Source organism: Thermaerobacillus caldiproteolyticus (assembly GCF_015326725.1).
Lineage (GTDB): Bacteria > Bacillota > Bacilli > Bacillales > Anoxybacillaceae > Thermaerobacillus > Thermaerobacillus caldiproteolyticus.
In genome coordinates this window covers 206,557-219,412 of sequence record NZ_CP064060.1, presented here as the reverse complement: position 1 = coordinate 219,412, position 12,856 = coordinate 206,557, and the positions used below count along the sequence as shown (strand labels likewise).

General features: G+C 41.0%; 16 protein-coding genes. 10 read left to right on the top strand and 6 right to left on the bottom strand.

The window, feature by feature from the left end:
• Positions 1-93: 93 nt before the first annotated feature.
• Entirely contained in the window at positions 94-642 is a 549-nt protein-coding gene (locus tag ISX45_RS01175; RefSeq protein ID WP_194519789.1) for a DUF2777 domain-containing protein, read from the top strand.
• A 48-nt stretch (positions 643-690) separates the two neighbouring features.
• Here ISX45_RS01175 and ISX45_RS01170 read toward each other — a convergent pair whose 3' ends face one another.
• Entirely contained in the window at positions 691-3,561 is a 2,871-nt protein-coding gene (locus tag ISX45_RS01170; RefSeq protein WP_181555722.1) for an EAL domain-containing protein, read from the bottom strand.
• A 142-nt stretch (positions 3,562-3,703) separates the two neighbouring features.
• Positions 3,704-4,057: a YisL family protein gene (locus ISX45_RS01165; RefSeq protein ID WP_181555721.1), complete on the bottom strand. Its 354-nt coding sequence runs from the start codon at positions 4,055-4,057 to the stop codon at positions 3,704-3,706.
• A gap of 220 nt (positions 4,058-4,277) precedes the next feature.
• On the opposite strand from ISX45_RS01165, the gene ISX45_RS01160 reads away from it, so the two are divergent.
• Positions 4,278-5,474 carry an ornithine--oxo-acid transaminase gene (locus ISX45_RS01160; protein ID WP_194519788.1) on the top strand — a complete coding sequence of 399 codons (1,197 nt, stop codon included), beginning with the start codon at positions 4,278-4,280 and terminating at the stop codon, positions 5,472-5,474.
• 392 nt (positions 5,475-5,866) lie between these two features.
• On the opposite strand, the gene ISX45_RS01155 is transcribed toward ISX45_RS01160, so the two are convergent.
• Positions 5,867-6,769: a fumarylacetoacetate hydrolase family protein gene (locus ISX45_RS01155; protein ID WP_194519787.1), complete on the bottom strand. Its 903-nt coding sequence runs from the start codon at positions 6,767-6,769 to the stop codon at positions 5,867-5,869.
• Between the two features lie 217 nt (positions 6,770-6,986).
• Between ISX45_RS01155 and ISX45_RS01150 the strand changes: the two genes are divergently transcribed.
• Positions 6,987-7,166, top strand: coding sequence for an aspartyl-phosphate phosphatase Spo0E family protein (locus ISX45_RS01150; protein WP_373367387.1), 180 nt, complete (start codon positions 6,987-6,989; stop codon positions 7,164-7,166).
• A 7-nt stretch (positions 7,167-7,173) separates the two neighbouring features.
• On the opposite strand, the gene ISX45_RS01145 is transcribed toward ISX45_RS01150, so the two are convergent.
• The 3 genes from ISX45_RS01145 to ISX45_RS01135 form a co-directional block, all read right to left on the bottom strand.
• Positions 7,174-8,373 (bottom strand): DUF418 domain-containing protein, encoded by a 1,200-nt coding sequence (locus ISX45_RS01145; protein ID WP_194519786.1) that lies wholly within the window; start codon positions 8,371-8,373, stop codon positions 7,174-7,176.
• A 102-nt stretch (positions 8,374-8,475) separates the two neighbouring features.
• Positions 8,476-10,068 carry a long-chain-fatty-acid--CoA ligase gene (locus tag ISX45_RS01140; protein ID WP_194519785.1) on the bottom strand — a complete coding sequence of 531 codons (1,593 nt, stop codon included), beginning with the start codon at positions 10,066-10,068 and terminating at the stop codon, positions 8,476-8,478.
• A gap of 94 nt (positions 10,069-10,162) precedes the next feature.
• Complete coding sequence (locus ISX45_RS01135; RefSeq protein WP_181555854.1) at positions 10,163-10,387, bottom strand: spore germination protein; 225 nt, start codon at positions 10,385-10,387, stop codon at positions 10,163-10,165.
• A 155-nt stretch (positions 10,388-10,542) separates the two neighbouring features.
• Between ISX45_RS01135 and ISX45_RS01130 the strand changes: the two genes are divergently transcribed.
• The 7 genes from ISX45_RS01130 to ISX45_RS01100 all read left to right on the top strand — a co-directional run bounded on the left by ISX45_RS01130 (position 10,543) and on the right by ISX45_RS01100 (position 12,846).
• Positions 10,543-10,767 (top strand): spore germination protein, encoded by a 225-nt coding sequence (locus ISX45_RS01130; protein WP_181555715.1) that lies wholly within the window; start codon positions 10,543-10,545, stop codon positions 10,765-10,767.
• 66 nt (positions 10,768-10,833) lie between these two features.
• Positions 10,834-11,055 (top strand): spore germination protein, encoded by a 222-nt coding sequence (locus ISX45_RS01125; RefSeq protein ID WP_194520590.1) that lies wholly within the window; start codon positions 10,834-10,836, stop codon positions 11,053-11,055.
• 12 nt (positions 11,056-11,067) lie between these two features.
• The gene (locus tag ISX45_RS01120) at positions 11,068-11,280 is read left to right on the top strand and encodes a spore germination protein GerPB (protein ID WP_194519784.1); all 213 of its coding nucleotides are present in this window, start codon (positions 11,068-11,070) and stop codon (positions 11,278-11,280) included.
• Between the two features lie 83 nt (positions 11,281-11,363).
• Entirely contained in the window at positions 11,364-11,972 is a 609-nt protein-coding gene (gerPC, locus tag ISX45_RS01115) for a spore germination protein GerPC (RefSeq protein WP_194519783.1), read from the top strand.
• Positions 11,969-12,145, top strand: coding sequence for a spore gernimation protein GerPD (locus tag ISX45_RS01110; RefSeq protein ID WP_194519782.1), 177 nt, complete (start codon positions 11,969-11,971; stop codon positions 12,143-12,145). Before gerPC ends, ISX45_RS01110 begins: the two co-directional genes overlap by 4 nt.
• Before the next feature lie 48 nt (positions 12,146-12,193).
• Positions 12,194-12,622, top strand: coding sequence for a spore germination protein GerPE (locus tag ISX45_RS01105; RefSeq protein WP_181555711.1), 429 nt, complete (start codon positions 12,194-12,196; stop codon positions 12,620-12,622).
• Positions 12,623-12,624: 2 nt separating this feature from the next.
• Positions 12,625-12,846, top strand: a complete 222-nt coding sequence (locus ISX45_RS01100) for a spore germination protein (protein WP_181555710.1) — start codon at positions 12,625-12,627, stop codon at positions 12,844-12,846.
• Positions 12,847-12,856: the final 10 nt, after the last annotated feature.

Below are 12,856 nucleotides of genomic sequence, written 5' to 3'. Positions count from 1 at the left end.
TGATGATTTCGATGAATTGTCCAATGGCAAGAAACGAGAGAATAAATCAGCAACAATTTGGCAAAAAAGAAAACAGAGAAAGGAGGAAATGGATTGAATCTCGAACAGCGACTCACCTATATCAATGAACAAAAACGTTCCTATATACATGGAATGGTGGAACATGTCAATAATGAATGGGTATTTTTTGACGAGGAAGATGAAGAAGCAATACCAATTGAGGAGATGACAGAAGGTGTGATCGAAATTTTCCGCTTTGATCAATGGATTCGTGGACAGTTCCAAGAAAATGGAACCGTATATGTAGGCAGAGACCCCATTCTGCTACAACATGGAGAAATGGTTCGCTTCCGGAAACAGCTTCCTTACGCCTATCAGCAATGGCTTGAGGCACTTTCTGATAAAACATTCTTTCATTTTGTTGAATGGTTGAATGACCTTGACTTTTCTTTATACGATTGTCTTTATTGTTATAACGGACTTTTATTCGAAAAACATACGGGCGTGAATTTTATCATTTATGACAATACGGAAATGATTAGTAACGTTCAGCATTATTATGAGCGCGGCTCTCTATGCAAAGATCGCTTTGAAATGACGTTTCATACCGGAAAACGATTTGTCTGTGCACAAATTGGCTAACAAAGGGTGGAAGGAAAGAGCCCGGTTGCTCTCCTTCTGCCCATTTGATTAATGACTAACAGCAATATATTTAGTGAACTCTTCAGCAGTTACTGGTTGATAAAATACATACCCTTGTGCATAATGGCAACGAAGCGCTTTCAATAATTCAACTTGTTCCTCTGTTTCCACTCCTTCAGCGACAATTTTGATTCCTAATCCATATCCCATTGTGACAATGGCCTTGACAATGGCGATATCAGAAGCGTTTTTATGCAATTGTTCAATAAAAGAACGGTCAATTTTGAGCACATTAATCGGTAAATTCTTTAAATAACTAAACGACGAATACCCTGTTCCAAAATCGTCAATCGAAATACCGACCCCGAGTTGTTGTAGCTCTTTCATCACTTGCGTACTATAGTGAACGTTTCGCAACATGGAACTTTCCGTTAATTCTAAATTCAAATAGTGTGGTTCTAGCCCTGATTGAGATAACGCTCGCTTCACATCGTCAACAAAGTCGGGCTGTTGAAATTGACTAGCGGACACATTCACAGAAATGGTGAGCGGATGCAAACCGAATTGTTGCCATTGTTTCGTCTGCTTGCATGCGGTAACTAACACCCAACGCCCTACTTCATGGATAATTCCTGTTTCTTCGGCAAGAGGAATAAATTCATCTGGTTTTACAAGCCCGAGTTTCGGATGGCGCCAACGAAGAAGTGCTTCATTGCCAATGATGGTTCCCGTTTGGACATCAACAAGCGGCTGATAACATAAGAAAAATTCTCTTTTCTCCAACGCTTTTCGCAAATAGCCTTCAAGCTCTAAGCGATAGAGCGTCTGCTCATTCATTTCTGTGGAATAAAATTCAATCCGGTTTCCGCCTCCTTGTTTTGCACGATTCACAGCGGCATCAGCATTTTTTAATAATGAATGTTTATCGACACCATTAGTAGGATACAGACTAATGCCGATGCTTGCTGTGATAAACAATTCTTTGTTTTCATATACAATTGGCTTGGCAATGGCTTGCAAAATTCTCCGTGCTGTTTCCACCACTTTCTCCGGTTCGGCTTGTTTGGTGAGCAACATGCTGAACTTATCGCCGTGAAACCTTCCTAAATAAGCACCTGTCGGCAAGACAGTTTGGATTCGCTGCGCTAGCTGTTTTAAAATTTCATCTCCCGCATAATGTCCGATGCTGTCATTAATCATTTTAAATCGGTCCATATCAATAAACAGGACAGCAATCGGTTGTTTCTTCCGCTTTGCCCGCTCGATGTGCTCATCGATGAATTCCATAAACTTAACGCGGTTCGGCAAATTCGTATCTATGTCATAGTAAGCTAAATATGCGATTTTTTCTTCAGCCCTTTTTTGTTCGGTAATATCCCGGCCAATGCTGTAAACACCGATTTTTTCGCCGTTCACAATAATCGGGACATTTTTAATTTGAAACAATAACGTTTCTCCTGATTTCGTAGGAATCTCTAAATTATAGTATTGTACTTTGCCGCGAAGCGCTCGATAAAAGTGCATGCTCACGCGACGGACATCTTTAGGGTGAATATACTTTAACAAATTTGTATATAAAATCTCATCTTTTGTATAGCCGAGAATGGTTTCAAACGCTGGATTCACGCTTGTAAAATTCCCATGTAAGTCTGTCGAATACACAATATCTGTATTATGTTCAAAAAGTGATTGATAGCGTTGTTTTGCCATTTCGACACTCAAGTGAAGACGTTCGACATCACGAGATGAAGAATCCATTAAATCCGCTAATGTGATGAGACCTTGAAATACAGTTGGAATATGAAAATGAATTGGAACGATGGGGTTCTTCTCCGTTCGTTTTCCTTCAGATAACGTAAATAAGGCAAAAGCGGTCGAACTCGTATTGGCTCGTCCATATTTCACAGCGATCTCTTGAAATGGAAACAAAGTGAAAGTAGGGGCTATTTGTTCCATTGCTTGAACGGCTTGTTTCATTAGCGGCGATAAATACCCTTCTGCAACCGTACCGCTATATAAAAAAATGGATTCTGTTGGCTGCTTGGAGATCTTTCGTAAATCATGCGTTATTCTTTCTAACACTTCTTTTATATGAACATAGCTAAACTGGATATGTTCTCCCCCATGAAGATGACGATTCACTTGAATTGACCCATCTTCATACACATTGATGACTTGTAAACATTCTTTATAGCCATGGCGCTTTATAATAAATGGAAATTCCATAGCGGAATGAGGTATCCTCTCCATAAATTCTTTTCCCAAATATCGTTCAAGCACTGTGAGCGCTCTTTTTCCATTCAATTCGTATAGCCGGTCACCATTGCACTTCGTTACTGAAAACGAAATCCCAACTTCTTTCCAAGGAAAAGAGCTATATGTATGGACACGCAAATAAGAGCTATTGAAACCGACCGCGATGACTCCACGTGTAACAATACCTTGTTCGGAAAATAACGTTTCTCCTTCGTGTATCCCCCCACCAATTATTACCGTTTTTTCACTAACGGATTGTACCCCGCTCATCACGCTAGGAAGATCGTGCAAATGCTGGGCAAAAAGAAGAAGAAGTTTCGTTTCTTCCGTCACAAGCGTTTCAGCAATGTATTTTCCAAGCTCATACCCATTATCAAATTCCTCTTCATTTAATACTAGAGATTGGCATGTTGTTCTTTCAAAAACAGTAAACGAAATCATCCACTCTCTATGCGAATCCGCCCGTTCGTCCGTTGCCAGTCCGATTATCGTTGCTTGTGGCAGCTTTTTGTGAAGCTGCTGGAGCACGTCATGTATATAAAATGGAGGTGCCATGCTGATTGACAGTTGGACAAAAATATGGTCGTATTGTGAAAGATAGTGATGCTCTATAAAATGGGTAAGTTCGTGTGCATCATTGCATACAAGACGATATGCCTTCATTAGTTTCACCACGCTCTACAAAACCTTTTAAAAATTAAGAAATATCCTACTATTAACATATCATACTTTTTCCCGCTAAGAAAAGTAGGAAAATCATAGAAAAAGTGGCAATCCCATAGTAATAATAGGACTGCCACTTCTATTAAAACAAATGAAACCCTAAAGGGAGCTTTAACCCTAAGTAAAGAACTAGAATAAATGCAATGACAAGCTGAATCCAAGCAGGCTGTGTACGTGTTCCTTTTCGCGTACGAACCACGACCATCTCCATCGCTCCGATGACCCACAAGCCAACAAGTACTTTTACGATATACAATGGCGGAATTGACGCAAGCATATATAGTAAAATTGCGCCCGTGATAATGATTAGAACATAAAACAGACGTAACACCATATGCATCATTTTGGCCTTTGGGGAATTTGTCTTTTGTAACGAAAGAGTGACAAAAAACAAAATGAGCGCGATTACCCACGTAGTAATATGTGCATGTGTCATGATATTTCCTGATTACGCCAACCTGCCTTTGAAAACGTTATTCTCTTATATGACGTTTGGGCGAATCTTTCTCGTAACCAGGAATTGCACCTCCTCTCAACTACACTTCATTCCCATCATAGCATGTTCGTTTACAAAAAGACAAACATTCTAACAAGCCCATTCTCTTTTTGTTATAATGTAAATTAGGGCGAGAATACAAATATTAGGAGGAACTGGCATGAACAAAACAACGGAAATTATCGATTTAACCGAACAATACGGGGCAAATAACTATCACCCGCTTCCAGTTGTTCTTTCTAAAGGGGAAGGAGTATGGGTAGAAGATCCGGAAGGTAATCGTTACATGGACATGTTAAGCGCTTACTCCGCCGTTAACCAAGGTCACCGCCATCCAAAAATTATTCAGGCACTGAAAGAACAAGCCGACCGGATTACGTTAACATCAAGAGCATTCCACAATGATCAATTAGGTACGTGGTATGAAAAAGTAGCGAAATTAACTGGAAAAGACATGATTTTACCGATGAATACAGGAGCTGAGGCGGTAGAAACAGCCGTCAAAGCTGCTCGACGCTGGGCATATGACGTCAAAGGGGTCGAAAAAGACAAAGCAGAAATCATTGTTTGCGAAGATAACTTCCACGGTCGAACAATGACAGCAGTATCGATGTCCTCTAACGATGAATATAAACGCGGTTTTGGTCCGATGCTTCCAGGGATTAAAGTCATTCCATTTGGTGATGTCGAAGCATTAAAGAAAGCGATTACAAAAAATACAGCGGCGTTTATTTTTGAACCGATTCAAGGCGAAGCAGGTATCAACATTCCTCCTGAAGGCTTCTTAAAAGAAGCGTACGACGTATGTAAAGAAAACAACGTTCTATACATTGCTGATGAAATTCAAGCTGGCTTAGGTCGTTCCGGTAAAATGTTTGCTTGTGATTGGGAAGACGTTGTTCCGGATATGTACATTCTTGGTAAAGCATTAGGCGGCGGAGTATTTCCTATTTCTTGTGTGGCAGCCAATCGCGACATTCTTGGCGTATTTAATCCGGGTTCACACGGCTCCACATTTGGTGGAAATCCGCTTGCTTGCGCCGTTTCCATCGCTGCAATTGACGTGCTTGTGGAAGAAAAACTAGCAGAACGTTCCTTAGAACTAGGTAACTACTTCCAAGAAAAATTGCGTGAAATTCAACATCCTGATATTAAAGAAGTGCGCGGAAGAGGACTGTTCATCGGTGTTGAATTACACGGTCCAGCCCGTCCATATTGTGAAAAACTACAACAAGAAGGGCTGTTATGTAAAGAGACACACGATACAGTCATTCGTTTTGCGCCGCCGCTCATCATTACGAAAGAACAGCTTGACTGGGCGATTGAAAAAGTGAAAAAAGTGTTTAACGAACAATGAGAAAAGCACAAGCGGCTCAATTTCTCTATTCCGGATCCCGTGATGGGCGAATGTTCTTCGCTCACTAGACGGCTTGTCCCCCTTCCCGGAAAAAAAGATTATTTGACTCCGGAGCTGCTTAAAATATCCTTTTTCAAGTCATGTTTTAAGCAGGTTTTGCATAGATGCCCATTCAGGACTGGTCGCCGAGCTAGACAAAAAGAAAAAACGGAGGCGGCTCGATCAGATCTCAAATCCAATCGTTCTTCGCCCACAAAAATGCTTGCACTTCGAGGGAAAAGATTATTTGGCACAAGAGAGCTAACCGCTGAGCTAGACAGAGATTCAGATTTTATACTTTCTTATCCAATAAAAGGGATGGGGCTGTCTCCATAAAAAGACAGCCCTCCTTTTTATTCTCCAATATAGTTCCGCAGCGTTCCGATCCTTTCAATTGTCACTTCAACAACATCGCCCGCTTGCAAAAAGCGAGGTGGTTTCATGCCTTTTCCAACTCCTGCTGGCGTTCCAGTTGCAATGATATCGCCCGGCTCTAATGTCATTCCTTGAGAAATCGTTTCAATGATGGTTTCAACATTAAAAATAAATTGCTCTGTGCTCGCTTTTTGACGCGTTTCTCCATTTACTTTTGTCTCAATTTGTAAGCGGTTTGGATTTGGAATGAACGAGCGATGAACAATCCACGGTCCCATCGGACAGAACGTATCTAGACTTTTTCCAAGTAAATATTGCTGATGGCGCTCCTGTAAATCGCGCGCTGTCACATCGTTAATAATCGTATATCCGAACACATAATCAAGCGCTTCATCCTTTTTAATTGCTTTTCCCCTTTTACCGATAACAACCGCTAATTCTCCTTCATAATCGAGTTCGTTCGTCACTTGCTCATGACGCAAAATTGTCGCTTCATGTCCAATCACAGTCGTCGGTACTTTTGAAAATAGGATAAGATGCTTAGGAATATCATCGGCACTTCCTAGTTCAATCGCATGATCGACATAGTTTTTCCCGACACAAAAAATATTTTTCACCGGACGCGGAATCGGTGCTAACAGGCGCACATCCTGAAGCGGATACACGTATGGTTCAGATGGATTTTGTTCAATCCACTTCACGATATCCCTCACTTTGTCTGTGAATGCTTCTCCTAATGCAATACACTCTAATAAAGAGGAAGGAAGCGTGATATCACCATACATCACTTGTTCGGCTAACCGTACATCTATGACTTCCCTCTCTTGATGAATAACGCCAACGAATATTTCGCCGTTTCGCTCCGCTGTGACAAACTTCATCTGATTTTCCCTTCCTTTCTTATCTCGTCTCAAGGTTGTATATTCTTTCTTTTTTTCAAAAACCCTACTCATTGTAGAATTTTGTTTAAATATGTAGAGTTATAACTTATTTTAGCGAACACCTTTCTTTTTTCGTCGTTCCATGTATAATAGTTTTTAGCTTGTCCTCGTTTTTAAACGACAAAGTATTGTTAATAAAAAAATGTTGGTGAACGCTATGATGATTTTAATTGAAGAAAAACGACAACAGATGATTGAGTTAGCGTTAACATATGGATTTACCGCCAAAGAAACGATCCAATGTAGCCAGGAGTTAGATGAACTCATCAACCTCTATTTTCAAGAAACTCTTCCCATGTCTAAAAATCACGAGCGAACTCCGTCGCTTGTCCCTTGATATGGCGTTAAGAGTGGCTTTTTTGTTTTGAAACCCGACTCTTTAGCGGCTGCTTCTTTCCGTACGTTATCGTTCTCCACACCCATTCAAACGGCCCCATTCGGAACGACTGTAACCATCGTTGGCTTGCGATCACTTGAACAACATAGATAACGATCGCTATTAGTTCTCCGTAAAACGGGCGAACACTTCCATATAGTGCGAACCCATAGTGATAAAACAACATTGTACAAACTACGGACTGAAACAAATAGTTGGTTAAGGACATGCGGCCGACTGCAGCAAATGGCAATAACACCTTACGCCATCGTTCACGTTGAAAAAGAAGAACAATTGCTGCAGCATAAAATAAAGCAAGGGCTGTCCCGCCAAATATATCTTGTACATACTCAGTCAATAGATTTTTTTCTGTGAAATACGGCAACAGTTTCAGTAATATTCCCGTAATAAAAGCTATTAAACAGAGCCGCCGAATCGTGCCAACATGCTGTTCGATGCAAGTAAACCATTGCTTTTGCGCAACGTATCCTCCAAATAAACCAATTCCTAAAAGAGTAAGAATTGTAAACAATAATCCCCCTGCTCCGTTAATGTACATCCAATCGTGCCAACGCTGCCAAAAAATCTCCACGACGGTTCCGTCGCGATAGTGTTGGATCGCTTCATCGGCTAATCTTGCATGATTGCTAGAGAGCCCCCCATTTTCTCCTGAAAGTAGAGCAAGCCCTAAAAAGAGGCTAACAATAAGATGGGGAACAAAGAAACAAAGAATAGCCCCGATAAACCATACACGTGTGTGCACCCGGTAAAAAAGGAGCAACAAACATCCTGTCAACGCATACGCTATTAAAATATCACCATACCAAATGAAAAAAGCGTGAAAGGCGCCAATCATGAATAAAGCAAGCAAACGGCGGGAAAAAATGCGTGGAAATGAGACCCCTTTTTCACTCATTCGCTCGCGAAATAGAATCATGCTGAAACCAAATAGAAAAGCAAATAGTGGATAAAAACTTGCTTGGGCGATGAGGTCAACAACAGTTTCTGTCCAACGGTCTATCGCATGGGGCCACCACTGTTCCGTCTCTATGTACATCGCCGGCGAATGAAAATTGGGCATATTCACCACCAAAATCCCAAATATCGCAAAACCTCGCATCACATCGATCACGGTCAAGCGGCTATTCGATGTTGTTCGTTCATTCATCTGTTTCCCTCCATTCATATTGTGCATCCTCCTATTAAGGAAAAAGGCTCCGCTTGCTTGCGGAGACCTATGCTTATATCGAAATTGTCTGTGCTCTTTGCCTTAGTTCACATAGCGTCCGGTTTTTCCGAGAGTATTCCAATATTCTTTGCGCAAATGAACTTTTTGAATTTTACCTGAAGCAGTTTTTGGCAATTCATCAACAAACGTTACCCCGGTAATCGCTTTAAAATGCGCTAATTTCTCCCTAGAAAACGCAATTAGCTCTTGCTCGGTGACATGGTGTCCCGGTCGTGTCACGACAAAGGCATGAGGCGTTTCTCCCCACTTCTTGTGCGGCACAGCAATCACAGCGGCTTCTAATACCGCTGGATGATCGTAAAGAACTCCTTCCACTTCAATCGAAGAAATGTTTTCTCCGCCGCTAATAATAATATCTTTTTTCCGATCAACGATGTCAATGTTTCCATACTGATCGACCGTTGCCATGTCCCCTGTATACAACCAACCGTTCCGAATCGTTTCCATTGTTGCCTCTGGATTTTTCCAATATCCTTTCATGACGCCGTTGCTTCTAACAATGAGTTCGCCAATCGTTTTTCCGTCATGCGGCACTTCCTCTCCCTGTTCATTGACAACTTTTACTTCACAGCCGATCATCGCATGTCCTGCTTTGGCTTTCATGCGGTATTGTTCATGTAACGGCAAATCACCTAAATGAGAGCGAATCGTGGAAACAGTGCTAAGCGGAGAAGATTCTGTCATTCCATACACTTGAATGAACTCCCACCCAAGCTCTTTTTCTACGCGCGTCACAAATGCCGGCGGCGGTGCAGATCCAGCAATGACCACACGAACTGGATGACTAATCGACGGTTTATATTGCTCATAATACTGCAAAAGCAAGTTAAGCACGGTCGGAGCCATATGCATGACACTTACTTTATACTTTTCAATACAGTTAAAAATCCATTCAGGAACCGCCTTTCGCAAACAAATTTGTGTGGCACCATTGGCGGTGTAATAAAACGGCGCCCCCCATCCATTGACGTGGAACATTGGCAACACGTGCAAATAGTTATCGCGGTCCGAAACGCGAAGATGGTGCATCGTCACTAACGCATGCAAGTAGTTATTTCGATGTGTTAACATCACTCCTTTTGGTTTTCCCGTTGTTCCGCTTGTATAAAGAAGGCTGCATATATCGTTTTCGTCAATGTCCAGCCGTTCAAATGCTGTCGTCGGATACTGAGCCAACCACTCATCATAAGCGATTTCATTTGTATCTTCATCTTTATAATGAACGATAATGGTTTCCACCGTTTGCAGCTGATTTTTAATAGGGACAATGAGATGATACAATTCCTGATCGACAAACAGCACTTTACTTTCACTATGATTTAAAATAAACAAGTAATCATCCGGTTTTAGGCGAATATTGAGCGGTACCATGACAGCTCCAAGTTGAAATATACCGTAAAATCCCTCTAACATTTCGAGCGTATTCGGCGCTAAATAAGCGACGCGATCTCCTTTTGTTACCCCCAAGTCTTTCAAACCGTGCGAAAGTTGATTGACTCGTTCATAGAGCTGCTTATATGTAATTTCCTTGCCGTCACAAATGACACCCGTCTTGTCTCCGTATAATGACACCGCTCGATCTAAAAAATGTGTCAACACTAATGGTACATTCATGCCTCCATCCCCTTTGTTTATAATTCAGAAAATTCTTTCATTAATAAAATTATATCATATTATTCATGAAAAAAGCGCTACAAAACTGTAACGCTTACCTATTAGCGACATTGCTAGAATCTTTCAAATCAGAGTCAAGGGTATTTGTTACACTGCAGAATGTGTTCGTTAGCAAGAAATCTCCCGTGTTTCCGCCGCCTGCCCCAGAATATGCTTTAGTTGTACTTTTAGGAGCAATTTGTAAAACATCCCCCATATTGACCGTACCATTTCCCGCTACGCTTGTCACTTTTACTCCTCCAACAATCACTGCCGGCATGCGCATCATCCTTTTAACCTTTTATTAACTTATTGTATGAAATGAAAAAAGAACAGTATAGACGCACACCCCCGTTCAACACTTTCTTTACCCTTACATACACTAAATTAAACATTCCCTCATCACTTAACCTATTCAGAAAGGATGTGGAGCATATGCCATCATTTATTGGCGGCCCAGTAAAAATTACACACGTCAGCGGCGATGGAACGGTGAACTTTGGAGACGTGCTGCAAATTGCGCCAAAAAGTACAACGAAATCACACTCAGGATCAGGCGGAACAAATAATGGCGACTTTATGCAAACGAATACATTTGTTAGTTTCACGAATACGTCCGATCCGGATGCAGTGGATTCAAACACTGCAGCGAACAACTAAAACAATCACACTTTCCTGCATATGCCCATAAGATAAAAAGTAAGAATGAAGGAAAGGTGTATGAACATGCCAGCATTCGTTGGAGTAGTAAAGCTTAACAGCATCTCAAGCAGTGGAGTGTTTCATATCGGGGATGTTTTCGCGATCTCGCCATACAGTGTCGCAAAAACGTTTGCCGGTGCTGGCTCTTTTAATACAGGTGACGGTTTACACATTTATAACTATTACAGCAACACAAATACAAATGACGCAGACGTAGTGGATGAAAATATCGCGGGCAATGCATAAAGGAGTGAAAAAATGAATTTTTATATTAACCAAAGCATTTGGATTTATCAATTCAAAATTGGCTCTGTCACGAATTCATCTGTTTTACAAATCGGTAGCGCTGGTAGTATTCAAGCCCTTTCAACTTTAAGTAATACGGGGGGCTTTGCCCAACCTGCCCCTGAAGCAAAAGTCACTGCACCTCCCATCACTCCATTGGTGCCCCTTCACGGTTCGACTCGCTAAAAAATCCTCAAAAAAAGTGATGACAACTATTCGCAGCCAATATATTTGAAAGAGAAGGGACCTTTGAGAGGATGATCGATCATATGAGCACTTCGTTTCCACACGACTATTTCATCAAGTTACAGCAGTATTTATTATGGCAAACAAACAAAATCAAAAAGCTTGAGCAACAACTGACGCTTCTTGAAAAGGAGCTAAAAGAAATAAAACAACGTCCACAAACGACGATTGAAAGAATTGAATATAAATTTGACCAATTAAAAGTCGAAACGCTTGAAGGAACATTAAATATCGGGCTGACTCCAAACGGCACAGGCGCGATCGAAGACTTTGCCGTCAGTCCAGAAAAAATGATTGTTCCCCAGCCGGAACCTATCTTATTCCGCAACATTCAAACAAAAGTGAACAACTATTTAACGAATGAATGTCAAAAAACACTAAAGCAATTGGAAGAAAAGTATGCATATCAGCTCGATGAAACATATCGCCAGTTTATTCTTCAAGACATTAGCCGCCAAGTCGATGAACGAATTCGCTTTTACTTACAGCAAAAGATGAATAATGGGTATATCCCAGAAGCGAACTCTTCAGAAGCGGTCGAAAAAGAAATTTTTGAAAAAGTAAGAGAAGACATTGAGCAATCCCTTGAAAGCTTTATCAAACATTTACCGAAACAAGGAGGAGAAAAATGAATTATACCGTCATTAATCGCGATGTTCAAGTCGGAGACATTTACCTCACCGCTGTAACGAGTTCTTCCATTTTTTTAATTGGTGATGCTGACATTATTAATCTCGCCTCAGCCTTCGATACTCCGCCTGAATCATTATTCGTTGGCCCATTTGTTCCACTCACTCCAAAATGACCATAGCATGAATAATCATCATAAACGTATGAAAGGTTGTTCTTATTTATGAAACGATTATCTATTGTGCAACAATTGAATAGCAAAACGGTGATTATCAGTTCTGTTCTTCAAATCGGTGACTCTCGCGAAATCATTTCCCGCTCTAAGGTTTTAGCTGTACAACGACAATATGAACTTTTTTTAGGAAGCGAAGGAGAAGGGACATTCCCCATATTCACTAAACCTATTCAAAAGTTAGATATCAATGCAGAAGCTATACGAATTAATAGACTTAATGAATCACCAATTATTTCCGTTCGATCCATTTATGTGATAGCTGCCTCTACTTCAGCTGTTATTCATATTGGCTCGACATCAACCATTAACGGCGAAACGAGAATTAAGCATATTCGCCAATTAGCGGAAAACTATTCGCCCCCTTCTCCAGCACTTTCCGCTCCACAACCCACTATTCGTATCACAAAGGATGAGTAAGTATGCCTGCCGTTGTAGGTCCGATTAAAATTACTAATGTTAGTAGTGGTGCAGTGGTTCAAGTGGGCGATTCCCTATACATCTCTCCTAAAGTAGCGACAAAAACACAGATGGGTTCAGGTGGTTTTAATACGGGAGATTTTATTATGACGAATAACGGGATCAGCTTTACAAACACTTTTGATCCGGATGTGTTTGACAGTAACGTGGCGGCCAATAACTAACGGCTAATGA